Annotated in this window: 26 protein-coding genes; 6 read left to right on the forward strand and 20 right to left on the reverse strand. The window is 46.1% G+C overall.

The annotated features are described in order from the left end of the window. Positions 1–8: 8 nt before the first annotated feature. From ABN764_RS06120 to ABN764_RS06145, 6 genes are all read right to left on the reverse strand, one after another. Positions 9–1,181: an efflux RND transporter periplasmic adaptor subunit gene (locus ABN764_RS06120; protein WP_174808882.1), complete on the reverse strand. Its 1,173-nt coding sequence runs from the start codon at positions 1,179–1,181 to the stop codon at positions 9–11. Positions 1,182–1,205: 24 nt separating this feature from the next. After that, positions 1,206–2,075 (reverse strand): carbohydrate ABC transporter permease, encoded by an 870-nt coding sequence (locus ABN764_RS06125; RefSeq protein WP_446671280.1) that lies wholly within the window; start codon positions 2,073–2,075, stop codon positions 1,206–1,208. Positions 2,076–2,124: 49 nt separating this feature from the next. Continuing rightward, positions 2,125–2,991, reverse strand: a complete 867-nt coding sequence (locus ABN764_RS06130) for a carbohydrate ABC transporter permease (RefSeq protein ID WP_174808884.1) — start codon at positions 2,989–2,991, stop codon at positions 2,125–2,127. A 196-nt stretch (positions 2,992–3,187) separates the two neighbouring features. Further along, positions 3,188–4,306: a sensor histidine kinase gene (locus ABN764_RS06135; RefSeq protein WP_446671281.1), complete on the reverse strand. Its 1,119-nt coding sequence runs from the start codon at positions 4,304–4,306 to the stop codon at positions 3,188–3,190. Next, positions 4,299–4,994: a response regulator transcription factor gene (locus ABN764_RS06140; protein WP_065292775.1), complete on the reverse strand. Its 696-nt coding sequence runs from the start codon at positions 4,992–4,994 to the stop codon at positions 4,299–4,301. Before ABN764_RS06140 ends, ABN764_RS06135 begins: the two co-directional genes overlap by 8 nt. 171 nt (positions 4,995–5,165) lie before the next feature. Then, positions 5,166–6,155 carry a phosphotransferase enzyme family protein gene (locus ABN764_RS06145; RefSeq protein ID WP_446671282.1) on the reverse strand — a complete coding sequence of 330 codons (990 nt, stop codon included), beginning with the start codon at positions 6,153–6,155 and terminating at the stop codon, positions 5,166–5,168. A gap of 197 nt (positions 6,156–6,352) precedes the next feature. Here ABN764_RS06145 and ABN764_RS06150 point away from each other — a divergent pair, with 197 nt between their 5' ends. Genes ABN764_RS06150 through ABN764_RS06160 form a run of 3 tightly spaced genes read left to right on the forward strand, consistent with a single transcriptional unit; the run spans position 6,353 to position 10,543 of the window. Further along, positions 6,353–7,645, forward strand: a complete 1,293-nt coding sequence (locus tag ABN764_RS06150) for a glycosyltransferase (protein ID WP_446671283.1) — start codon at positions 6,353–6,355, stop codon at positions 7,643–7,645. A 16-nt stretch (positions 7,646–7,661) separates the two neighbouring features. Continuing rightward, positions 7,662–9,386 carry a CotS family spore coat protein gene (locus ABN764_RS06155; protein WP_446671284.1) on the forward strand — a complete coding sequence of 575 codons (1,725 nt, stop codon included), beginning with the start codon at positions 7,662–7,664 and terminating at the stop codon, positions 9,384–9,386. A 20-nt stretch (positions 9,387–9,406) separates the two neighbouring features. Continuing rightward, positions 9,407–10,543: a glycosyltransferase family 4 protein gene (locus ABN764_RS06160; RefSeq protein WP_021253517.1), complete on the forward strand. Its 1,137-nt coding sequence runs from the start codon at positions 9,407–9,409 to the stop codon at positions 10,541–10,543. 50 nt (positions 10,544–10,593) lie between these two features. Here the strand turns inward: ABN764_RS06160 and ABN764_RS06165 are convergent, their stop codons facing one another. From ABN764_RS06165 to ABN764_RS06175, 3 genes are read right to left on the reverse strand one after another with little or no spacing between them, the layout of a single operon-like run. Further along, positions 10,594–11,544 (reverse strand): NAD-dependent epimerase/dehydratase family protein, encoded by a 951-nt coding sequence (locus tag ABN764_RS06165; protein WP_446671285.1) that lies wholly within the window; start codon positions 11,542–11,544, stop codon positions 10,594–10,596. A 53-nt stretch (positions 11,545–11,597) separates the two neighbouring features. Further along, positions 11,598–12,893, reverse strand: a complete 1,296-nt coding sequence (locus ABN764_RS06170; RefSeq protein ID WP_446671286.1) for a UDP-glucose dehydrogenase family protein — start codon at positions 12,891–12,893, stop codon at positions 11,598–11,600. Positions 12,894–12,898: 5 nt separating this feature from the next. Further along, positions 12,899–13,864 (reverse strand): sugar phosphate nucleotidyltransferase, encoded by a 966-nt coding sequence (locus ABN764_RS06175; RefSeq protein WP_446671287.1) that lies wholly within the window; start codon positions 13,862–13,864, stop codon positions 12,899–12,901. Positions 13,865–14,099: 235 nt separating this feature from the next. Here ABN764_RS06175 and ABN764_RS06180 point away from each other — a divergent pair, with 235 nt between their 5' ends. Beyond that, on the forward strand, positions 14,100–14,534 hold the full coding sequence (locus tag ABN764_RS06180) for a hypothetical protein (RefSeq protein ID WP_446671288.1): 435 nt from the start codon (positions 14,100–14,102) through the stop codon (positions 14,532–14,534). 110 nt (positions 14,535–14,644) lie between these two features. Here ABN764_RS06180 and ABN764_RS06185 read toward each other — a convergent pair whose 3' ends face one another. From ABN764_RS06185 to ABN764_RS06200, 4 genes are all read right to left on the reverse strand, one after another. Then, positions 14,645–15,895, reverse strand: a complete 1,251-nt coding sequence (locus ABN764_RS06185; RefSeq protein WP_446671289.1) for a TolB-like translocation protein — start codon at positions 15,893–15,895, stop codon at positions 14,645–14,647. Positions 15,896–16,143: 248 nt separating this feature from the next. Beyond that, positions 16,144–16,800: a bacillithiol biosynthesis deacetylase BshB2 gene (gene bshB2 / locus ABN764_RS06190; protein WP_446671290.1), complete on the reverse strand. Its 657-nt coding sequence runs from the start codon at positions 16,798–16,800 to the stop codon at positions 16,144–16,146. Positions 16,801–16,868: 68 nt separating this feature from the next. Then, positions 16,869–17,213, reverse strand: a complete 345-nt coding sequence (locus ABN764_RS06195; RefSeq protein ID WP_268626637.1) for a YojF family protein — start codon at positions 17,211–17,213, stop codon at positions 16,869–16,871. A 129-nt stretch (positions 17,214–17,342) separates the two neighbouring features. After that, positions 17,343–18,239 carry a DMT family transporter gene (locus ABN764_RS06200; protein WP_174810543.1) on the reverse strand — a complete coding sequence of 299 codons (897 nt, stop codon included), beginning with the start codon at positions 18,237–18,239 and terminating at the stop codon, positions 17,343–17,345. 128 nt (positions 18,240–18,367) lie between these two features. Here ABN764_RS06200 and ABN764_RS06205 point away from each other — a divergent pair, with 128 nt between their 5' ends. Then, positions 18,368–19,249, forward strand: coding sequence for a LysR family transcriptional regulator (locus ABN764_RS06205; protein ID WP_446671291.1), 882 nt, complete (start codon positions 18,368–18,370; stop codon positions 19,247–19,249). Positions 19,250–19,355: 106 nt separating this feature from the next. Here the strand turns inward: ABN764_RS06205 and ABN764_RS06210 are convergent, their stop codons facing one another. The 7 genes from ABN764_RS06210 to ABN764_RS06240 all read right to left on the reverse strand — a co-directional run bounded on the left by ABN764_RS06210 (position 19,356) and on the right by ABN764_RS06240 (position 24,010). Next, positions 19,356–20,030 (reverse strand): O-methyltransferase, encoded by a 675-nt coding sequence (locus ABN764_RS06210; RefSeq protein WP_446671292.1) that lies wholly within the window; start codon positions 20,028–20,030, stop codon positions 19,356–19,358. Between the two features lie 29 nt (positions 20,031–20,059). Then, the gene (locus ABN764_RS06215; protein ID WP_446671293.1) at positions 20,060–20,434 is read right to left on the reverse strand and encodes a phosphotransferase; all 375 of its coding nucleotides are present in this window, start codon (positions 20,432–20,434) and stop codon (positions 20,060–20,062) included. Between the two features lie 10 nt (positions 20,435–20,444). Further along, complete coding sequence (locus ABN764_RS06220; RefSeq protein ID WP_446671294.1) at positions 20,445–20,645, reverse strand: hypothetical protein; 201 nt, start codon at positions 20,643–20,645, stop codon at positions 20,445–20,447. Next, the gene (locus tag ABN764_RS06225; RefSeq protein ID WP_446671295.1) at positions 20,626–21,291 is read right to left on the reverse strand and encodes an HD domain-containing protein; all 666 of its coding nucleotides are present in this window, start codon (positions 21,289–21,291) and stop codon (positions 20,626–20,628) included. The genes ABN764_RS06220 and ABN764_RS06225 overlap by 20 nt, the downstream gene beginning before the upstream one ends. After that, positions 21,288–22,292 carry a Gfo/Idh/MocA family protein gene (locus tag ABN764_RS06230; RefSeq protein ID WP_446671296.1) on the reverse strand — a complete coding sequence of 335 codons (1,005 nt, stop codon included), beginning with the start codon at positions 22,290–22,292 and terminating at the stop codon, positions 21,288–21,290. Before ABN764_RS06230 ends, ABN764_RS06225 begins: the two co-directional genes overlap by 4 nt. Further along, positions 22,289–22,969, reverse strand: a complete 681-nt coding sequence (locus ABN764_RS06235) for a DUF2625 family protein (protein ID WP_446671297.1) — start codon at positions 22,967–22,969, stop codon at positions 22,289–22,291. The genes ABN764_RS06230 and ABN764_RS06235 overlap by 4 nt, the downstream gene beginning before the upstream one ends. A 171-nt stretch (positions 22,970–23,140) precedes the next feature. Next, on the reverse strand, positions 23,141–24,010 hold the full coding sequence (locus ABN764_RS06240; RefSeq protein WP_446671298.1) for an SDR family oxidoreductase: 870 nt from the start codon (positions 24,008–24,010) through the stop codon (positions 23,141–23,143). Between the two features lie 121 nt (positions 24,011–24,131). Here ABN764_RS06240 and ABN764_RS06245 point away from each other — a divergent pair, with 121 nt between their 5' ends. Next, positions 24,132–25,088, forward strand: coding sequence for a helix-turn-helix transcriptional regulator (locus ABN764_RS06245; RefSeq protein WP_446671299.1), 957 nt, complete (start codon positions 24,132–24,134; stop codon positions 25,086–25,088). Positions 25,089–25,108: the final 20 nt, after the last annotated feature.

Genomic DNA, 25,108 nt, shown 5'->3' on the forward strand with positions numbered 1-25,108 from the left:
CTTCACAACTATTGAAGCCGTATTCGATTGCCATCTTGCAAAGGCTCGCTGCTGTCTACGATAATTAGTTGTTCATAGACATTTCCTGATGTGATTAACGTTACCTTGTCATTGCTTTCACTAGAGGTAATGGGCACCTTGCGTGCCATAAACACATTTCCAAGCGGCCCCAACTGCTCTTCAACTACATAAATGTACAGTCCTTCTCGCTCACGATGAATCGCTTTATTTGAAATGAGAATTCCCTCTTCACGAGAACGCTTCGTAATATGTACACGACCTTCCTCGCCGCCTTTCAAAGCGGAGTTCACCATTTGGAGACGAACCGTTTTCTGTGCAATGGTTGATTTCGCATTCGTCACAAGATCATCAGCAGCTGCAGATCGCCGTTCATTATCGACGATATCCATAATCAATGCTTGAAACTCTTGTACCTTGTTCGCTTTATCTTTGTCTCCCTTGATTACAACCGGCATCTTCTCCCCTATCGATATCTCTAGTAAATCCAACAATTCAGCATCTGTTGTAATGTCTAACTGATACCCTCGGCTGCTATTGGCTAGAATGATATCCGCCGCCCCAGAAGACACAACGCCTGTTACTGCGTTAATCTTCGTCACAATGCCATCGAACGGAGCTTTGATTTCCTTTTGTTGTTCCAACTTCTTTTTCAATTCGTTAATTTTACGAGTTTGTATCCCCAAATCCAGACGACGTGTTTGTATTTCACGCGACGCGGCGCGCAGCTTCATGTCATCCCCTTCGGAAGTCGCAGATTGAATGTATTGATCCTGATAGGTTTGCAGATCAATCTTTTGCTTCTCTAGATGGGCAATCTCATCTTGCAATTCTTGCTCGGCGGAACTGCTGTCATAAGTCAGCAGCGTCTGCCCTTTTTGGACGTAGCTTCCTTCTTTCACGTAGATCTTACTAACCCGCCATGGAACCGTATTCGTTAGTTTCACTTCGGACACAGGCCGCAGGATACCACTTGCTTCAAGCTTATAATCAAGGCTCCCAAGTAGCGCTTTCTCAGTAACAACCTTGGGGAGCGTTAACGATTCCAATGTATTGCTGAATAAGGTACAGAACACTAACAGTCCGATAAATAACCCGAACAAGATGACTATCGTTCGTTGACGCTTTTTCTCTGTAGCAGCGACTTGTCCTTCACTCCCCACTTTCAATACTCCCTTCAAACCAATCTATCCCTTGATGCCTGACAACTGGACACCTTCGATAAAGTAAGGTTCCACATATAAGAACAAGAGCACCATGGGGGCCATATACAGCATCGAAGCAGCAAATGCGACTCCCCTCGCCCCTTTATTGATGCTCGATAAATATACGGAGAGTGGCTGCTTAAGTGCATCGTCCAGGAAAACAAGAGGCTGCTCCACCATGTTCCAATAATCCACAAATAGCAAAATGACAAGGCCTGCTATTCCTGGTTTGATTAAGGGTGCGATAATCGACCAGAAAATTCGAAGGTGACCAGCTCCATCAATTTTAGCCGCCTCGATGTAGTCGTACGGAATGTGCATCATGAACTGGCGAAGCATAAATACACCGAAGGCAGCAAATATCCCTGGCAGAATAATAGAGCTAGGATGATTCAGCAACCCAAGTTGATCGGCCATCATATAATTGGGAACAAGCGTAACTTGATAAGGCATAAGCATCGTGAACAGGTAAACAAGAAATATGGGCTCGCGACCACGAAAACGCAGTTTGGAGAATGCATATGCGGCCAAAGCTGCAACTAAGGTTTGACCAGCGATAATCGGCACCACCATGAATACAGAATTCCAGAACATAGCTATATATTTCGAGTTCCGTATCAATAACATGGAATACTGCTCTATGGACACTTGATCCGGCAGCAGCTTCAAATTCACGAACTGCTGGGCAGAAGCAGATACAGCTGAACCTACATGTCCAATCAATCCATAATTCATCTCAATTTCTTGTTCAGTCATAATTGAATTTGTGAATGTAATCACAATTGGTGACAATATCAATCCGGCAAACACTGCCATAATGGCCGTCATCACGCTTTTTCGTATTCTTCTCATACGTTGATCTCGTTACCTCCTTTCTCATGTCTGCTGCTCTATCTGTTGCTTAGTCCAACGAATGTCGAACACGACGCTCTATGAAATACATCCCCATTACGATGACTAAGATGCAAGCTGCCATTAATGATGCCGCTGCCGTAAGCTTCTGTATGTCCAGGGACACAAACATATTGTTCATATAATGCTGCAGCATATATATGCTGTCATGGGGATAGTCGCCGGCAACTAAGTACGTTTCCCGAAATACCTTGAACGAATTCATGATCGACATGAGGACTACGAAGAACATTGTAGGTGTTAAATACACGAGCGTAATGCTTCTGAATTGATGGAAGCGCCCTGCCCCTTCTATATAGGCCGTCTCATAATAGTCCTTCGGAATCTGCTGCAAGCCTGCCAAGAATAGAATCATGTTATAGCCAATGTTTTTCCATATGTATACGCCGATGATTACATAGCGAGCGGCGTCAGTCTTCATCCAATCCACACGTTCAATCATCCAAGTTCCTAACCAAGAGTTAAGGGAACCATTCCAGTCAAAGAGAATCTGCCAAATGAGCACGATAGACGCCGTAGGAACGACGAGCGGCAATACATAGGCTGTCCGCAGAATGTTACGGCAATAGATGTTTTTGTTCAACAAAATAGCGATGCCTAGGGAAAGCACGATTAGGATCGGAACGCTTATAACGGTAAAATAAGTCGTATGTAAAAAAGCTTTGCGAAAAGAGTCGCTATCGAGCAGTTCGCGATAATTGTCAAGTCCAACAAATTGTCCTTGGACAGCGTTGTTCTGAAATGAATACATGATCCCTTTCACAAAAGGGATGAAATAAAATATCGCAAATCCTAATCCACTAGGTAAAAGAAACATGAAAGCTACAGATGTATCCTTGCGCAACCATTTTGTCATTTCACACCCCCCATCATTCCTATCCCATTTGAATTCTTCATGTAGCAATGGGGGTCGATATCAGATTCTACGTGGTATGCATCATCCACATGAACATGAAAATCCCCACTTTCTCTCAACGTTTCTCCTATCCTGCACTTAGAATAGAACAAACTGTTTAAAGAAAAAGTGGGGTAAAAATAAAATTTTTCTTAAATTAACGTAGTGAAGCTTGAAGAGAATCGTCGTTATGAGAAGGCAAGCGCACTTCGAACATCGTTCGTACCGCATCACTCTGAACGGATATCGTTCCATCATGCTGTGAAATGATATTCTTCGTAATGAATAAGCCTAAGCCTGTGCTATCCCCTTGCTGGGATCGGGCTTGATCAGCGGTATAGAACATGTCAAACAAATGAGGGATATGCTCCGGCTTGATCGGATCCCCATAATTAATGACCTTTACAATCACCTCATTCAACACGATTTGGGCTTGAATATCTACAAACTTCCCATCACTTCCGTAGCGATTCGCGTTAGACAGTAGATTCTCGAATACTCTCGCTAGCATCTTTCCATTTCCGCAAATATACATGTGTGACGGTATATTCAAACGAACCTGTAAACCATTCTTATCTAGAACGGGATATAGTTCCTCGGTAACCTGTATGAGAAGCTCACTTACATCCATTCGATGCCTCTCAATGGCCGCTGTACCATAATTCATTCTCGTTACTTCAAATAACTGATCGATGAGTTTCTCCAATCGTTGCGATTTAGTATAAGCGATTTCCGTGTAATGGATGATTTGTTCTTCTGTTAATTTTTTATCTCGAAGGATGAGATCCAGGTACCCAAGGATAGACGTTAGTGGAGTACGCAAATCATGTGCCAAATTCATGACCAATTGATCCTTGCTGTTCTCAGCAAAGTCCCCTCTCTCCACCGCCTGCTGCAGCTTAATCTTGGCCAAGTTAATGTCTTTCGCAATAACCCCGAATTCATCTTTGGATTCGATATGTACTGGACTTGCGAAATCTCCGTTGGCAAGCTGGTTAATTCCATCGGAAATCATGTTAAAGTATACTGCATACCGCTTCGTAAGCAAGAAGAAAAACAAGATCGCAAGCGGTGTGAAAATAAGTAAAAAGAAATTAATATCCCCTACATCCCTAATGAAATATCGAACGGAGGTTAATGGATGTTCGTACTTCATGGTGTGATAATACATCTGAAGAAGTTTGTATAGTAAGAAAATGATTCCTCCGGATAGAAGGATACTGACACCAAAAAGGAACAGCATTTTAGCACGGAAGCTGCGAATGATTTTACCCATTGAACGTGTAACCTACTCCCCAGACTGTTTTAATTAATTTGTTTTTCGCGGTATCTTCTTTCAACTTTTTGCGAAGTGTTCGAATATGCACCATGACCGTATTCGCATTCTCAAAATAAGCTTCGCCCCACACCTGTTGAAAAATATGCTCCGAGCTGAATACCTTCTTCGGGGAGCTCGCGAGCAGGTGCAAGATATCGAATTCTTTCGGTGTAAGTTCAATCGGTTCATCATACAGCCGAACCGAGCGCTGCTCGAGGTTCATAACAAGTCCGCCGTTCTCCAGTACATTGCGAGCTGATGCAGCAGAAGAATTGAACTGCATGCTGCGCCGCAGATGTGCATTCACCCGAGCAACCAACTCCATGGGGTTGAACGGCTTGGTCATATAATCATCCGCTCCTCTAACCAGACCCGTGATTTTATCCAAGTCGCTTGTCTTGGCGCTTACAAATATGATGGGCATATGGTTCTGTTCTCGGATTTGCCGGGTAACTTCATAGCCATCCAGCTTCGGCATCATAATATCGAGTATCGCCAAATCAATGGAATGGCGATGAACAGCATGTACTGCTTCCTCACCATCTGTCGCAATGATACAATGATAGCCTTCCTTCTCAAGATGATAAGCGATTAAATCAGCTATTTCCTTCTCGTCCTCTGCAATAAGTATCGTAATTTCTCTCATGCGATCTACTCCTGTGAAATGGTAACATTTCCTCCCATTGTAACAGATCCTCACTGCAATTACAGAGCTAAGCAGGCATTGAACAATGATCAACCACCTGCTTAGCTAAGCTGTATTCGCTTCATGTAACGAGTACTGCCCATTTTGTGCGCTGTGACCGGATTTGTCAACCTATGCTTGAACTGCTGAAGCCAAGCTTCGAATCCTAGACTTTCCCTCTTTCTCCATCCATTCCAGAAACGGCATCTGCTTCCTATATTGATGCTTCCATTTTACAGCGGGTTCTGCGGAATGAATGGATTGGCATAGGAAAAACAAACTGATTCGAGACACAGCAGCAGGGAGTAAGTATATCTCAATATCGGACAGCTCCCCATAACCTGCCAGGAAACTGGCGTCGAAGGTACTCGCATAATTCGGCAGCAATAAGTAGATTACCCATATCGAATAGGCAATGTCGAAGAGGCGTGTTCCGTTCCGTACAAAATCAAAATCCAGCACACAGCTCACTTCATTGCGAATGTACTTCTGATTCCAGAAATGCCAATCACCGTGGATGATTGTCCGAGGCAGCAACGATGCATCTTTGTCGTATTTATGAAGTACTCGGTTCATGACACGCAATACTTCTGCATGCTCCTTGCTAGGAATTGTCGGCAATTCTCGAAGCCGGCTCAACCGTTCCCTTAAATCGCTGCTCTTATGGTAGAATGACCACTCAGGAAGTGGGCCCGGCGGCTCATCTCCCAGAATATGATGGAATCTCCGAAGCATACTTGCACTCGAATGCACTTGCTGCTCCCGGCACAAGAACGATCTGCCTTGTACAAATGGCGTAACTTGAACCCGCTTCCCATCAAGCTCTACAAAGCTCATACCCTTCTCATCCTGTACAGGACGAGGTACAGGAATCCCTTCATTCTCTAGCTTCGCAAGCAGCTTCGAGACATATTGAAGGTGTGCTTCACTTACGGATGAGCTAATAAAACGTACAACGAAGTCCCCTTTTGTTGTCGTTATTTTCAGATTAATATTATATGAGCCCTTTAACCTATCTCCTATGCCTACCAATTCCCCTAAGGAGAAATGTTGACAAACGAAATCGATAGCTGCTGCTGTTCGCAGCGATTCGTCTGTGATCATATCGAGTGATGGCTCCATACTCACATCTCCTTCTTCTTGCTTAACCGAAGCAAGTAGACTCTGCTATTCACTATATTCGAAACTACTTCAGTTTTGGCATTACAATGGTGGAATAAGCAGGACAATTTCCAAAATATACGATTGTACCTTTCACTTTTGTTCCTATGACATATGAATATACTATACGCTAATCCCCTTATAAAGGGCGTGAACCAATGCAGAGAAAAAAACGGACACCGAATGTAACAAAGAATCAAAGAAAGCGCGAAAATCCTAGACGCAAAAAGATTTTCAATACCACACAACACTCTACTTCGGTTACCCTTTCAGAACCTGCTGCCCCCTTATATCGCCCCCCTCCTGTACAGTGGCCGCCGCGTATATTAATGATCATCGATCAATTCAATATTGGAGGAACCGAGACTTACACACTCTCATTGACGCGAGAGCTTATTCGGAGCGGGGCAGTCGTAGCGGTAGCAGGCAAGCGAGGCAAGATAATGGATTCCTTCATTGGTCTCGGCTGTCCGTACTATGAGGTTGATTTCGTGCTTGATAATTATGAGCCTGATATCCAAAATGCAAAGCTGCATCTCGATGTATTAAAAATGATTATTAGCACGGAGCGCATTCAAATTATACACGCGCATCAATACCCTTCCGGAGAGCTTGCTAAGCGCGCAGCTGAGGAGATGAATATCCCCTTTGTCTTTACCGTTCATGGCTGTTATTATGATGCATCGCACATGCAGAAGTTGAAGCTAAATACCACTTTTGTAAGTGTCAGTCCAGCGATCGAGCACTCACTGAACATGGATGGCATTACGTCCCATCTTATCCCGAATGGACTCGATGCAGTGGAATTCAGCAGTTACCCCGAAGCCTATCAGCGGTATTTGCGAAGCAAACTGGGCATTCCGAATAATGCCTTCGTCGTCATGTATGTAGGCCGTCTAACATGGGAGAAGGCAGATATATGCAAAGACGTCATCCAAGCGACATCTGCACTACGCAAAAAATCAGGAAGCTCAATTGTCCTTCTGATTGTAGGCGGCGGCATCCATCAAGAACAAGTCGAGAAGCTCGTCAAACAGGAACGTCATCGAACTGGGGATTCCTTCATCATCTATCCGGGAGAAATGCTGAATATGAGGGCTTGTTACGCCATAAGCGATTGTGTGATCGGTACAGGGCGCATCGCATTAGAAGCAATGGCCTGTCAACGTCCTCTTATTTGTTCGGGGAGTAAAGGCTATCTTGGGGTCGTAGATGCAAGCTGTTATGAACAAGCGTGGAACTCTTGGTTCGGGGATCACCATGCTGCCAACTCCGTTCCGAAGGGACTATTGACGGCACATATTGAACGAATCTGGAATATGGACTTCGAAGAAAAGAACGCGATGGTTCAGTCCGGACGAACATTCGTCATGCAAAGATTCCATGTCGCACAAATCACAAGTAAAATGCTGGATGTGTATCGTCAATTACTATTTCCTAAGCGTGACTAAAATCGATGTGGAGGGAATGCCGTTGGTTCAATTTCATATAGAACCGTGGGAACATCTTATTGATACCGTACCACCCGGCACGATTCTGGAACAATATGTGCCTCCCGAGGTTGAAGAAGCCGCTCGTCATGTCATGACGAAATATGATATGCAAGTGTCCAGCATGGTGCTGATTACCTCTAAACCTGACAAGGGCGGTGCGATCTGGCGAATTGAAACGAATCATGGGCCACGAAGCCTTAAAGTCCTTCATCGTACTCCTGCTCGCAGTCTATTCAGCATCGGTGCACAGCAATATCTGGTTGAGCAAGGCGCTCGCGTACCAGCACTCATCCGGACGGTTGAGAACGATATCTATGTTGAGACTGGCGGAAAGCTGTGGATTGTAACGGACTGGGTTGAGCCCATGCAGCCTGTGTCGAAGGTTGACTTAGAAGGAGCGGCTCTTCTCTGCTACGGTCTCGGTGAATTCCATAAGTTCTCAAAAGGATACATTCCTCCTTCAAGTGCCGGCAAGTCCTCAAGACTATACACATGGCCAGCATATTATGAGAAGATCATCGCCAAAATCGGCTGGTTCCGTGACATTGCCGCCGTTTATACCGAATTTCCTGTCAGTCAGAAACTACTCGAAGTCGTAGATAGTTTCGAAACTCAGGCCAAAGAGACATTAGATCGATTGCTGAATGTATCGAAATATTTCAAAATGGTGGCAATGGGTGAACCCTATTGGGGATTAGTGCATCAAGACTATGGATGGTCTAATGGCCAAATGGGCCCAGGTGGAATATGGGTTATTGACTTGGATGGGGTCGCGTACGATCTTCCTTTTCGTGATTTACGCAAACTGATTACAAGTACAATGGATGATATGGGCTATTGGGATACAACCTGGATTCGCGGAATGATAGGCGCTTATCACGAAGCGAACCCAATGGATCGAGAAACGTTCGAGCTGCTCTGCTTGGATATGGCGTTCCCGAACGAATTCTATAAGCATGTCAAAGAGATCGTATTTGACCCAACCACCTTCATGAGCATGGAATTGGAAGGTATCCTGCAACGTGTACTTGCTACAGAGAGCACCAAATGGCAGGCCCTAAACGAGCTTGCTGGCGACATCGAAAATTATAAACCCGGTGATTATTCGCAAGTTCCTGAATCATCAATGTGGCAGTTTACCATGCCTGGTATCGAATATGCTAACGGAGAACTTGTATTCGACAAGCTTCCTTCGCTGCCCGAACAACCATCTGATCCTGCTCTTCAGCCAGCCGGAGAAATTGCTCCTGATACAATATCTACCCTACTACCTGATGCCGTCGGTCAATTCGAGAATGCAGTGTCGAGCCTATTACCAGCTGAAGTAATTGACGCAGCTGTCCCCCAAGATGCCCCTGCAAAACAGCTACACACCGAGGAGACAGCCGTTGCCGCTTCCGCTAATGAAGCGCTCCCGCTCTTCCCTACTCTCACTCTTACACCTGATACGATCTATGCCGTCCGCCGCCGTAGAACTGCCCGGCGCAAGCGTAGAAGAATACGCCGCCACCGCTCTAGAAGAGTGCTTACGCGAAGACGTCTTGCTATTCGCCGCAAGCGCCGCCAAAAATCTTACATCCCGCGCCGAATCAAGAAAACAAAGTTGTCCCGCTCTTTCGCCGGTCGGAAGAAGCGGATCTCTCGTTCAGCAGCGATACGCAAATCTAGAAAAAAATCACGTTCCGGTAAAACGGGATAAGACAGGAGGAAGCATACGGCATGAACATCTTAATGATCTGTACGGAGAAGCTTCCTGTCCCGAATATTAGGGGCGGCGCTATTCAGACCTATATCGGAGGAGTAAGCTCGCTGTTGAGCCGGAGTCATCACCTTACGATAGTCGGCAGATCGGATCCGGAACTGCCTGATGTTGAAGTTGTCGATGGGATTCGGTATGTTCGCATTCCTTCGGAGGGACTATTCGAAGTATATGCCGAAGGAGTTATTCGATTTCTCGCTCAGAATGGCAAACAATACGATCTGATCCATATCTTTAATCGTCCACGGCTTGTTCTCCCCGTGCGGAGTACAGCACCTCATGCCCGAATCGTCTTAAGTATGCACAATGACATGTTCCATCCTGGCAAGATCCATCCGGAAGAAGGAAGAGCCGTTGTCGAACAAACGGATGCCATTATTACCATAAGCAATTATATAGGACAGGAAATATGCAGATATCACCCTCACGCCGCAGCGAAAATACGTACAATATATTCCGCAGCAGACCTCTCCCTATTCGCTCCTTGGGTTGAATCCGATTATGCTCGCCAGGCACGCAATAGCCTTCGTACAGAGTATCAGCTGAATTCGAAGAAAGTCATTTTATTTGTTGGGCGATTGTCTCGTAATAAAGGCCCGCATGTGCTTGTGCGTGCGATGTCACATCTGAAACATTCAGATGCTGTATTAGTCGTAGTTGGCGGCGCATGGTACAGCGATAATAAAGTCAGTGACTATATTGGATACGTAAGAGCAATTGCGGCTCGCTCTCCTGTTCCTGTGATTACAACCGGCTATGTACAGGCGAACGAAGTCCATCGCTGGTTCTGTGCAGCAGATATATTCGTATGCACCTCAATATGGAATGAACCACTCGCGAGAGTACATTATGAAGCGATGGCAGCTGGCCTTCCATTCCTTACGACCTCTCGCGGTGGTAATCCTGAAGTGATTCTTCAGGGAAATGGCCTTCTAGTTGAAGACCCAGAGAATCCACTAGAATATGCGAATAAGCTGAATCATCTTCTTGCAAATATGGATGAATGCAGACAAATGGGGTTACGAGGAAGAAGAATTGCAGAGACACGGTTCGTGTGGCAGCGTGTCGCTCAAGAAATATTAGAGGTATGGGGTTGATTTACTGCTGTCATAACTGTGGCGCCGGCAACTCGGCGCCACCTCCTCCGTTATAGTCCGTACAATTGTCGAATCGATGCAACCTCCCGCTCTAGCCCCTGTAGCAGATCGATTTGTGGATCGTAAGCGAGCAGCTTCTGCGCCTTACTGATATCTGCCCATGTGTGGCTTGGCTCCCCGTAAGTTCTTCCCATATATTGAATGCCTGCTTGATGTGGAATCAGCTGCTGCAACATATGAATGCAATCCATAATTGACGCTCGCTGCTTGCCGCCAATATTCAATATTTGTCCCAGAATACCATCCGTATGAACAGCGGCTGCAATTCCCTCAACACAATCGGATACATAAGTAAAGTCGCGTGTTTGGCTTCCATCACCAAATAAGGTTATCGGTTCACCGTGAATCATTTGATGAATAAAGCGGTGAAAGGCCATATCAGGACGCTGTCTTGGCCCATATACAGTGAAAAAGCGAAGTATCGTTACGGGAATCCCATCATTATGCAAATATACGCGGCACAGGTTCTCACCAGTCAATTTGCTGACGCCATACGGCGACAATGGATCTGTGATCGCCCCTTCATCCACTCTCCCCGTCTTTTCTCCATACACGGATGACGTAGAGGCATAAATAAATTTGCGTACCGGGCTCGACTTGCATGCTTCCAACAGCCGCTGTGTTGCCACGATATTGTGAGAGGCATAGTGAAGAAAATCCGGCCCCCAGCTCGATCTCACGCCCGGCATGCCTGCGAGGTGGCACACGACGTCGACATCCTTCAGCAGCATTTCATTATTAGATTGCAATAAATTTGTTTCGTGAAAGGTAAACCTATCATGAGTACGCAGTGAACTTAGATTGAGTTCTCTCTGACGCCTCGGTGTGGACGAGTCAATATATCCATCAACGCCAATTACATGTACATGTTCGTCCTGCAGCAGCCGTTCACAGAGATGGGAGCCGATGAATCCAGCAGCTCCCGTCACCAATATATACATATTCGACTACTCTCCTCCTAGTCTATTTCTAACGTAACATTTCATACTCTTCTCTACTTGTGCCCCCCCACTCCTTCATAATCGTATCCAATTGCTAGCATCTCATTTGCTCTGAGCATATTTCGGCCATCTAACAGAATAGGAGTTCGCATGATAGGGAGGGCCTCACTCCAATTCATTGATTCGTATACCGCCCACTCGGTGCAAATGATAGCTGCATCCGCATTGTGCAATGCATCCAAAATATGAGAATACTGTGTCAACCTAGCTGTTGGATAGTTGGGAGGAAGTGCAGCAACGGGATCATGAACGCTAATAATGGCACCGCTGTTCCATAATTGGTTAATGATTGCTAGCGAAGGCGCTTCTCGTAAATCATCCGTTCCTGGTTTAAAGGCCAGTCCGAGGATTGCGACCTTTTTTCCATCAAGGGTGCCGAGCTTCGCGGTCAGCTTCGTAAGAAAATAAGCATACTGCGTTCGATTAATGTGAACTACTTTCTCTAACAAGCCTAGATGAATGCCATACTGTTCCGCTGTGCTCAGTAATGCATTGACGTCTTTAGGGAAGCACGAACCACCGTAGCCGATGCCTGCACGTAAGAAGGAAGAACCGATTCGAGGATCTAACCCCATTCCTTGTGCTACATCTGTTATCGATACACCACATTGATCGCACAGTCTGGCCAGTTCGTTTACATAGGAAATTTTGGTCGCGAGAAAAGCATTAGAGGCGTATTTGATGAGCTCTGCAGTAGATGGCTCTGTTCGAATGATTGGACACGTATACCTTCGGTACAGGCTGCTTACGACATCAGCCGCAGCTTGCGAATCGCTGCCTAGAATAATTCGATCAGGATGGAGCGCGTCATGAAGTGCACTGCCTTCTCGGAGGAATTCGGGATTGGATACGACGTCGAATGAGATTGGTTTGGTTTGCTTGTTAGCAACCCATTGCTTGATTCGTTTCTGAGTGCCCACGGGCACTGTACTTTTGACTATAATGACTTTGTGTTCCTGCATATGTTCGCCAATCCATTCAGATACCTGCTGTATATATGTTAGATCAGCACTCCCATCTTCTCGTGACGGTGTGCCCACACAAATAAAAAGAATGTGATGCTTCTCAATCGCTTCCTTAGCATCGCTTACAAATTGGATGTTGCCCTGATCCACATGTTTCTGCAAAAGTTCTACAAGACCAGGCTCGTAGAAAGGGAGATCCCCCTTCTCAAGGGAACAGAGCTTCGTATGATCCGTATCAAATCCTGCTATTTTCCAACCATTTTCAGCAAATGCAAGAGCAGTTGTTGTTCCGACATACCCGAGACCTACTACTAAAATATCCATGCTGCTCAACCCCCGGACGGTGATGCGATTGCATGTTGATTCGCGATCACATTATTAAGTTGTACATTCGTGATGCTGACATCCTGAAGCACAATGCTGTTCTCGATGCTGCAGTGATTGATCTTAGCTCTTGGACCGATCGTTACATAGGGGCCTATGATACAGTCCTTCAATTCACTGGTAGAATCGATTACAACAGGTGGGATCAGGCGACAACCGGGATATTGCAACCGCAATTCATGGAGATCCCTCTCTCCTATGTCTTCCAGTACCCATTGGTTCGCCTCCAGCCAACGTCCGATCGTTCCGATATCGGTATGGTTCTTGTCCGTGATCGTATAGCCAATTGAGCATTGATGGTCTATCAACCATTGAATGGCGTGTGTAATCTCATATTCTCCCCTCGGAGAGGGAGATATCGAACGTACAGCTTGAAATAGCTGCGGAGTGAACATATATGCCCCGAGAGAAGCTAAATTGGATTTGGGATGCTTCGGCTTCTCTTCTAGTCCTACTACTTGATCATCCCGAACTTCTACGATTCCATAATCTTGCGGCTGAGCAACCTGTCCTAGAAGCATGCATGCATCGTGTTTTTTGTGCGCTACAACTTCCACGAGTCCTGCCAATGACTCCGTGATTAGATTATCTCCGAGCAAAAGTACAAAATCATTCAAGCCAATATAGCTTTCTGCCTGTCTAACCGCATCTGCAATACCAAGAGGCGTATATTGGAAAATATACGTAATTTCTACTCCCCAACGTTCCCCTTTTCCCAACTGTTCCTCGAATAACATATGGTGTCCAGGTTGAATCACGATTCCAACCTCTCGTATCCCCACTTCTATAAGTTTTTCGATGCAGTAATAGAGAAGCGGAATATTGGCAACGGGAAGCAAAGGTTTAGGGGTCGTGAATGAAAATGGTTGAACCCGTGAACCCTTGCCAGCACTGAGGATTAACCCCTTCATTATGCTCGCTCCTTTATCAGTTAACAGCCATACATCACTATATGATTCTCAACTCTCCCAAGTAAGGGCTTCTGGAGCTTAATAGATGAAAATATACGGTTGCCATCTGTACTACAAACATATGAAAATTCCACACTCTAACACTTTAATTTGTCCATACCCTTGCAGGATATGAACATAGAATAGAAGGAACGCTCATAACGTTACCAATTCAATCAAGAGAGGATTGATTCGATTGAGTAAGAATGAATATATAAACAAAATAAAAAAATTGGAGGATATCGACAGCGTTGAAGTCGAATATGCCGACGGCGAGAAGGTCGAATTTAAGGCAGATGAAGGCAGTGACCTTACGTCTTTTCTTGAAAAAATCGATTGGGATCAAGTTGAGGATGTCGAAGTCGAGCTAGTTAATGGTGAGAAGACTGGCATTAAATTGGGTGATGATGACGAGGACGACGATGATAATGACGAGGACGACGATGAGTCCTATAGCGACGACGATGATGACGAGGACGATGATGAGTCTGACAGCGACGATGACGATGATGATGATGACGACGATGAGTATGACAGCGACGATGATGATGATGATGATGACGACGATGAGTATGACAGCGACGATGATGATGACGACGACGATGATGACGAAGACGATGATGATAAATAAGATTGTTTACGACATAGACAAGACAAAAGACGAGGAGCGAACTCCCCGTCTTTTTTACATCGTTCGACTAGAACCCTCGATGCATGAGCTGGATGTGCCGATGGAACCCCCTAATCACTCGTCCCATAAGGTTGAAATACCTCGCTCCAATTCCATCGCTCATAGTAATTGATCCCGAGTGTCAGATTTGGAATCCACACATGCGCATTCTCGCCATCAGGTCTTGACAACATAACATCTGCTGTCGAACGATTACTTCGAATCCACGCTACCTTCCTTCCATCTTCCACGAACACAGGCGCATAATCGCCGAATCCCATGGCGGGAGCCGACAGCATCGCTTGTTGCCCTGAATCTAGGTCAACTTTCACAAGCTTAGGCAACGGCCTCTTCTCCGCATCGCTTGACCACAACGCTTCGTCAGCTCTCGACGCGACAATTGTACGATCATTGTACCAAGTGAAGCCAGTCTCTACTTTGCCCGCAGGAGTATAGATTTGCTGTTTCATTGGTGTCAAGCTGCTTAATAAGGTCAATTTTTTATTGCTTGTTGCTTCTCTTCCCTCACCCGCAATATAAGCAAGTTGATTTGCACTTGGTGCCCAGTTGAACCATTCTTCATCATGGAGCATTGTTCCTACTTTCAGAAAGGTTGTCCCATCTGAGGACAGCAAGCAGAGTGTATTGCTATCTGCAGATAATGAAGCAGTGGGAACAGCGATAAAGGCGATCCATTTCCTATCAGGAGACCATTTGAATGTGCTGGTTAACACGGCAAAGAAATCATCAGTTTGATTGGGAATCCGATACAGCAGTACTTTATTGGGTGTACCTGTTTCGGTGTCTAGGCCAATACGATATAACAATATATCCTCCCATTTCCCAGTTGGCAGCAGCTTAGAGAGTGTGGATACCAAAAAACCATTTCCGCTCGGATTCCAAGCATAGTTCCCGATGTTGTCTTCTATCGTTGTCACAATTGGGGTGCTAGGTGTATCCACATTGGCCATTCGAAGCGTGTAATCGGTTTGAAATGCGACTATGCTGTGCTTGGGCGACCACTGTATATTCTGACCCTTTCCTACTCTTCGAAGCGATTTCGTAGTCATATGGTATACCCACACCTCATTTTCTTCCTTGCCTTTTGTAAAAGCGACCCACATCCCGTCATGCGACCATTTGGGATTCCGGATGTACTCCCCTGTTGTGATCTGTGTCTCTTGTGTGCCGTTAGTTATCCATAAATCATTGTTGCGAATAAACGCAGCTGTATAGGACGAATTTGTCGGCCATCCACTAGAGGGTGTCGACCATACGAACAGCAGCACAAATACAACTATGGCTTGTATGCACTTTCTCATGACACACCTACTTATCATTTTCCTTAGTGTGCCACTGAAGCGAACAGCATATGTGTTGGCCAGATTATGCATGGATACATTTACAAAAACGTCCGTAACTCTAGTCAATTATCTTTTTAGAAATTCAATCGAATATGATCTTCCTCATGATACTATGCGAATTCCTAACAAATAAAAACACTCGATTTATAAGCTGCCGTCAGCTTCATAAATCGAGTGTCTATTACTCTTACAATTAGCGTTAAGCACTAATTGACAAACCGATATTCCCAGAATACTTCCTTGCTATATTTAGCTCGAAATGCCGGATCTTCCAACGTTCCATTGTCTAATAAGAACCTCACTTGCGATTGGTGTGCATGAATAGCGTGTATTTTCTGCTCGACAAAGTCACTAACATCATTCACAATACTTGGCTCCCCTAACACAGCCTTGCGATTCGAAGAGAATGCGATGCACAATACCCTAGGGCGCTCGCTCTCAGGCAGCAGCTTCACCGCTTGCACGACCGCAGCTCCGGTTGCATCGTGATCCGGATGCACACTATGACCCGGATAGAACGTGTATACAATTGCCGGCTTAAGCTCTAGCAGCAAGTCAGCAATTCTCTGCGACAGCTTATCCTGCTCTTCGAACTCAATCGTTTTATCATGATAGCCCCACATGCGGACATCTTCGATTCCGATCCGCTTGCACGCCTCCAGCAATTCTTGCTTGCGGATGAGCGGCAATGTCACCCGATTGGCAAAGAGAGGGTTGCCCATGTTTCGCCCCATCTCTCCCAATGTCAAGCATGCATAAGTAACGGTCATGCCTTGATGAATATGTCTCGCCAATGTACCTGCCATAATCCCTTCATCATCGGGATGAGGCAGCACGACGACAATGCGCTGTTGTGATTTCATTTGATGTCCCCTCTTCAGTTGTCTCCTAATAATGATCATTCGCAATCAGCAGTGAGAAGGCTTGTTCCTTAGAATGGCTGCTCACTAAGCATGAAGCTGACAAGCAAACGTCCCTCCGAATCATGGCCAGCCATAATCAGGCGTTTCTCGTCGTTCTCTTCCCAATGTGTCAGCCCTTCCGCATAAATCCACCCTTGCTCTGTCTTTAGGCCGATACGATAAGGGCCTGTTCCTGCCAATGTGCCATGTGAATAGCGGACGGGGGCATTTTTAAAAAATACGGATGCTGTCATTTTTGATTTATCCCGATGTGCCGCATAAGCACCAGTAGTCATCTCAAGATGCGCATATAACAACTTATCCTGTAAGCTTTGCAGCTGCTGTTGAACGCGATCTGGTTGTATAAGTTGCATGATTCGTTCCTCCATGGATCAATTAACCGCTGACTTTATGATATGAATTTCAGTTCTCATTGTATCATATAAAGTTATAGCTTACGTACCTATTCGAGCAAACAACCCGCATCCTCCCCGTACCCTGCTTTAGCTTGCAATTAATGACCTTTCTCGTCTCGACTTCACATTAACAAGGTATATGCTGAACAAAATGAAGACAAGTCCTACTACCAAATTGAACGTAAATTGTTCATGCAAAAATATGACACTTGCGATATTCGAGATGAGTGGAATTAAAAAAGTAAAGGCCCCCACCTTGCTGGCCTCCCCAGACCCGATCAGCACAAAGTAAGTCAGCCAGCCTAATGCGATGACGAAAATAGATATAAACAATAAATTCAAGATAAACGACAAGTCCCATACAATATCTGACCAGTTCTCAATGAATGCCCCCGAACCCGTTAGCAGCAAGCCTCCGATCGTTTGCTGCAGCGATACGACCCACAGGGAGTCGACACGCTCGCTAATTCGCTTCATATAGACGGTTCCGAATGCCCAGCTAAGTGCCGTACCAAGTGCGAGACCGATTCCAATCACCGATGCATGCCCAATAATGCCAAACGCACAAATGACGGCAACACCCAGGAAACCAAGCACTAAGCCGAACATTTTTCTCGGATGCATCGATTCGCCCAGCCATAGCCATGAAAACACGCCTAGTAAGACAGGCTGAAGAAATACAACTGCTGAAAAAAGTCCTGCAGGCGTATAGAGCAAGCCGAATGTCATTAGGCCATAGTACAGCACAATATTCAAAAAGGCAGACACTAAATAAATGGGCCACGTTTCCTTGAGCCGCAGGCTTTTGTATCGCGGCAGCGCAAGCAGGAGCAAAATGATCCCCCCGATAAAGGTACGCAGCCCCGCAAATAACAATGGAGGCGCATACTGAAGACCTATTTTCGTCAAAGGCCAGTTCACACCCCACATAATCACAAGAAAGACAAGCAGCAAAATCGTTTTATGTTTGGACAGCTGGTTCATCATATTCATCCATTCCTTCCCTACCATTCTATCTGTAAAAGTTTACTTACACCTCCATGTATCATGTTATATTGTTTATGTGCATAAATAAAATGAATCATTTTTATAAGGAGCATATCAAAATCGTTATGACCATTACACAATTGCGTACTTTTTTGACCGTAGCTGAAACCTCCAGCTTTACAAAAGCCGGAGATATTCTTCATATGACGCAGCCTGCAGTTAGCCGTGCCATTTCAAGCTTGGAAGCCGATCTAGGCGTTACTCTTCTGATTCGTGATCGAAAGAACGGCATACTTCTAACAGATATAGGAAGGCGCATGCTCATCCATATTCGCGACATTATGATTGGAATTGAGAAGCTGGAACAAGAGGCTGCTGCTGAAAAAGGATTGGAGATAGGCACGATCCGCATTGGCTCATTTCCAACCGCATCTGCCTTTTTCTTACCTAAGATTATTAGCCGTATCGAGCACAGATTTCCTCAGTTGGAAATCGAATTGCATGAAGGGACAATAAACGAGGTTAAAAAATGGTTGGCTTCACGTGAAATAGACATTGGCATTATTACAGAGCCTAGTTTCGAATTTGAGACCATACCACTGTACAATGACAAGATGGTTGCACTCTTGCGGGAAGATCATCCCTTATGTCACAAGCCCATTATTTGCATCCAAGATTTGAATGATGAACCGCTCATCATTTGCAAGGGAGGTAATGAAATCCCCATCATTGACATTTTTGAGAAGACGGAGACCAGCATGAATATCAAGTTTGTCGTTCATAACACGGGGGCTCTGCTCAATATGATCCAGGAAGGGCTGGGAGTGGCCATTTTATCAGAATTATCGCTGATTACTACACCTCCTCATATTGTGACACGCGAGCTCGATCCGATGGTACGAAGAGAGATTTGTTTAGCTGCCCCTTCCCTTACGGAATGTTCACTTGCCGTCCAATTGTTCATACGAACAGCACAGGAGTTATTTTGTCATAAAGAAGAGCCTTGATAATCAGATTCTGTTCTGATTCCATCAAGGCTCTACATGCTTCCAATTTTGCTTCTAGCACAAACAGCCCTGCCTCAATTGAGAACAGGGCTGTTCTTCATTTTATTCACTCTTCGACTACTAAAGCCATTACGAATCCATCATAGCCTTTGCTTCCAACGGTTTGAATCGCTGTAGCATTTAAGCGAGGCTCCGCAGCAATCAGTTCGAAGAAGCTGCGCACGCCTAATACGCTTGGATCATCGCTATACTCGTCTACGACAGCGCCGCCGCGGACGACATTGTCCCCGATAATGAGCGTTCCCGGACGGGACAGCTTTAACCCCCATTTCAAATATTCTGGATTGCCCTGCTTGTCTGCATCAATAAAAATAAGATCGAATGGGCCGCGCGCTTCTTCGTCAAGCTGAGCAAGCGAATCAGCGGCAAGTCCTGTTCGAATCTCCACTTTTTCCGCTACGCCTGCGTTCAGCAGGTTCGATTGTGCGACTTCAACGTGCTTGAGACTGGCTTCCAGCGTGTATACCCGGCCTTCCTGCGGCAGTGCACGGGCAAACCATATCGTGCTGTAGCCGCCTAATGTGCCGATTTCTAATATCGTTCGAGCACCTTGGAGCTTGGCCAGAAGATGCAGCAGTTTGCCTTGATTGGGCGATACATCATGAGCCGGCAAGCCTGCTGCGGCATTTGCAGCCAGTACCGCATCCAGCACAGGATCGGAAGGAATGAGTTGCTGATTAAAGTAATGATCAACTGCTGTCCATGTATCTTGTTGATTCATGTCCTTGCCTCCTATTGACTCATATACTCTTACCTGCTTAGATAGAGGCGTTCTACAATCTCTTTCATATGCGTCAACTTCTGCATACTCCTGCTGCAATATTGATGGGTACGCTGCTCTAGACCGTAACGATCTATGATCACAACCACCCCTCTCATGATCCAGAGGTGGATATTTTCTAGCAGTAAGTCAGCGTCTACCTCTCCGTATAGCATATATCCCTCTATGAAACTGTGCAATGACCTAATACGATCTTCTTGTTTGCCAGTCCACTTCACACTAGAATCCAGCAGGGCAGCAAGATCAAGATGAGTATTGCCATAACGCGCTTCACCAAAATCAATGATGCGGCATCCTGAATGCGTATATATGACGTTCCACATGCCAAGGTCGGCATGAATCATACCATTCTTCTCATGCTGGTAGGAAATTGCTTGCGTGCTCGCTTTTTAGCTTGCGCAGCACGTATTTCCCATCGCTTGCCACAACTAGCTTGGCATCTGAACTCGTTCCCTTCGCTAACGGTTCAATACGTATGATCTGTCCAATTGAATAGGCTCTCTCCAGCGTACTGATCCAACTGCTCCATAACGGCTCACTCATCATCTTCTGCATTCCATTCCTTATGAAATTGCTCCAAGAACTCTTCCATAACAAGATGACGCTTATGAGCCAATTGTTTGCCGCTGTTTGTATTCATGAGCGTCTTCAGCTTTAACAGGTTCTCGGAGAAATGATTAATGGCCGTGGAAGGCTGCTGCCTATACTCGCTTTCGGTCATCGCTTCCCTAGGAGCAAGATAGGGATCATGCATAAGGTGACCCTTCCATCCAGCATATGCGAATGTGCGTCCGATTCCGATTGCCCCCATTGCGTCCAATCGGTCTGCATCCTGTACGACTTGTCCCTCAAGCGAGTCCATCGGCGGATTATGACCGCCATTGTAAGACATATTCGCAATGATCGAAAGGACTTTGTCGCGAATCTTTGATTCGACGCCATTTGACTCCAGCCACTGTGCAACTTTCTGCAAGCCGCTGTCATGATCCGGATTAAGCTTAGCATCTGCCACATCGTGAAGCAGCGCCGCCATTTCACATATGAGCACGTCCGCTCCTTCTTCACCTGCGATGCGGACTGCCAGGCGCCTTACCCGAACAATATGCCACCAATCATGCCCGCTGCTGTCGCGGCACAGCTCTTCGTGGACATATTGCTCCGCTCGTTCAATCCATCCTCGCTGCTCCTCGTTCATCTTCATTCTGCTGCCTTCCGAATGTCCGCAAGCTGTGGCGACGCCGGATGTCGCAACGCCTCTAGGACAGCCTGAGCTGCATACCCATCACGAAAATCGAAATAATCGGCATGCTCTCCGTGAATAGCCCGAATGACCTGAGCGACTATCGGAGTTTGCTCGATTTCTTCAACGGCAACTTTCTCCAGTGGCTGTCCAATTGCTCCAACATGCAGCTCACTCCAATTTTCAAGGGCAATTGTGCCTTCACTGCCATAAACAACGAGAGAAACACGTTCCGCGCCTGCCATGCCCGATAAGCCATTCACATAGATCGGAACCTCACTGTTCAGCAGCATTTTTGCGCGTATCCCTGTTTCACAGCGTTCTTCATCCGCTGGCAGTTCCAACTCGCTCTGTACATGCGTGATCGTGCCGAACAGTTTCTGTATAACGTTAATCCAGTGAACGCCTACTTCTAACACGAATCCACCCTGTGCTCGTGTCGAAATCCAGCTATTATGCTGCCAGCTGCGCGGCCACGTCGGAAAATGCAGGATAAGCTCCATACTGCGGATCGTTCCAATGGCCTGCTCCTTAATCATCCGTTCCATTCGTTTCACAGATGGCTCGTGTGGCATCGAGAAATGAATAGCATGAACTACGTTCGCTTCTTCTGCCAGCTTGAGCAATTCAGCAGCTTCTTGTAAATTGTTAGCAAGCGGCTTCTCACAGAAGACATGAATTTTTTTGCGTAATGCCGCGCATACGATATCATAATGATAGGCAGGAGGGACAGATACGTATAGAAGATTGATATCCAATTCTTCAATCATTTTGGAATAGTCTGTATAGTACTGCACATGCGGGTAATCCTTCTGATATTGTTCACGTGCAGCCGCATTCGCCTCACATATCGCAACCAGTTCCACCTGTTCTGCCAACCCTGGATTGGAAATGGTTCGAATCATATACCTCCCCATATTTCCTAAACCTACAACAGCTAATTTGATCTTGTTCTTCGTCATTGTTCGTTCTCCATTCCATTCGCATGTTGTTGTATGTATAAGTTCCACAATTCGGCAACAGGGACAGCTTTTCTGCTGCTGCGCTCCGCCGAGCCTTCATCCGTCCATAACGGTGGATAATAACTGATTGCTTCATTTCCTTTCAGCGCTGCTACATCGTTTTCCCAGCCATCCCATCTGAATGTACGGTAAAAAAGCTCCAAGTCCCCATTGGCCAGCCACTCACAAAAATCGGAGTAAGACAATTCCGTATCCTCCCACTCTAATGTATCCGGGGCAAAATAATAGACGTTATGTCCTTCGCTAGCGAAACAGCCGCCATTCAAGGCGAAGAAGCCACCTGCCAAGTCATAGGCAATTATGCATGCACCATGTAGCGGCAAGACCCCAATATCGTTACCGAAGCCATTCCAGCTCAATAAATCCCCAAATATAGCATCATTCCCGGAGCCGAGCAGCTTAATCCAACCGCCATCTACTAGGACACCTCCCGACTGACGCGCAATTGCACCTAGGTAACTGCGTTCGCTTACTTGCAGACTCGATACTGTATTCTGTACTCGTGCAGGATCAACGAACAAGACGTTAATGCGGTTGGTTCCTTCGTCAAAAATACGGAGTATCTCGTTCCATGTCTGCTCATTCACGTTCACGTCACCATTCACATCACTGCTCAATATTTCATCCCCTTTTCCGACATGATATTCTTGTTGATAGAAAGTGCAAATAGCGTTAGTAGCTTCACATTTTCATATCTCTGTCCTACTATGCGCTATATGAACCAAGACCGTCAATCAAAATGAATGCCTTAAATTTGAAATGGTAGGCTCCCCTTGCCGTATGACAGATTATAGTCCAAGTTCTGCAGCATAGTTGCCCCAGTGAGGTCGGTTCCCATCCTCATCCACGAAATCATACTCGTCAGACAACCCCCACGAGCTAAGGGATTGCCCTGTCTTTTCCATTTTGTTCGGATCTGCCGCAAGCGCCGCAATTGCTCTTCCGACATACATCGGCGTTTCCGACATGATGAAATGCGGATCCTGCTTCACCGCATCCTTCCAGTTCTCCTTCGTCACACCGAAGAGTTCAAGCATCGCTTCCGAACGCAAAAATCCAGGCGTAACCGCTACAGCAGTTACTCTGTGTGGGCGCAATTCTTCCGCCATCGCTGCTGCTAAGTGAATAGCTGACACTTTAGCTAAGCTGTAATACAGATTGCCGCGATAACGATAGTCAACGCCGTCTGTAATCTCAATAAGAAGCCCTTGCTTACGCGCTACCATTAGCGGAGATCCATAATAACTTGTGATCATATGCGAGTGAACTGCACGTTCCTGCATGAGTAGACCGCCCGCAAGCGAATGTTCCCAGAACGGCGTTCCCCATTCAGTTAATGGGTCTCCTCCCCATACATCATTGACCAATATATCAAGACGGCCATTCTGTTCCCTGCGAACTCGATCGAAAAGAGCCTTCACTTCTTCTTCCTTCGTATGATCCACGCGCACTGGAATTCCGACTCCCCCGTAAGCCGTCACGATGTCTGCCGTATCTTCAATGGTTTCACTGCGCTGCATATCGGATTGGAGGGATCGCGTGCTCCGCCCCGTACAATATACGGTTGCTCCAGCTTCTCCAAGCATCGCCGCAATCCCACGGCCTGCCCCTCGGGTTGCTCCTGCTACTACCGCAACATGGTCTTGTAATGGCTTCATGAATTGTCCTCCTCAATCGACTTGTCTTCGATCTCATTATATCGGGACATATATGACAGCAACTGTCATATTGGATATGATACACTAAGATCACCTTGCAACTAAGAAAGGATGAGTTCGCTTGAGAGCTGATCGTTTACTGTCGATTCTGCTCATGCTGCAAAGCTACGGGAAGATGACAACCCGAGACCTCGCCGACCGATTAGAGGTCTCCGAACGAACCATTATGCGGGATATGGAATCACTCAGTATCGCCGGTATCCCCGTCTACGCTGAGCGTGGTTCCTACGGAGGGTGGTCCTTGTCAGAAGGGTATCGAACGCAATTGACGGGAATGAAGCCGCAAGAATTGATGTCATTGCTCCTAATGAAATCCTCGTCATTAGTTGACGATCTCGGTCTTCGACAAGAACTCGACAATGCTTATCATAAATTGCTTGCCGCAAGTCCGATTGAAATGAGGAGAGACGCCGACATCGCTAGAGAACGTTTACACATCGATGGAGCGGGATGGCGCCAAACGGAAGAGGGTACTCAATGCTTATCAATCGTTCAGGAGGCTGTATGGATGCAGCATAAGCTGCGCATCACCTATGAACGTCATGACAGTATTGTGGTTCGAGACATCATGCCGCTTGGCTTAGTTGCCAAACGAGGGGTTTGGTATATCGTGGCTCAGGTAGAGGACGGGTTCCGCAGCTATCGCATTTCACGGATACGCAACGCAGAAGTTTTGAATGAAGCCTTTGCTCGTCCTGACGGATTCGATCTGGCTCGCTATTGGGAGGAATCCACGAAGCAATTTACGTCCACCCTACCCCGCTATCCCGCGCGTATTCGTGTAAGTAATGATCTACTTCAACGTCTCAAGCATGAACGATACGTGAAATTGCTGCAAATCGAACCCGATCATAACGGTTGGTCATGTGCAGACGTCGAGTTCCATACACTTGATTCAGCAGCAGAGATAATCCTAGGATTTGGTGCTGCTATGGAAGCTCTTAAACCAGCAGAACTTCGAGACAAAGTCATAAGTGAAATACGAAATATGCTGTCAACATATGAGGGAGAACAATAGAGTATTCCATTGTGATCTCC

The sequence above is a fragment of the Paenibacillus wuxiensis genome (genome assembly GCF_040195695.1).
Lineage (GTDB): Bacteria > Bacillota > Bacilli > Paenibacillales > Paenibacillaceae > Paenibacillus_B > Paenibacillus_B suaedae.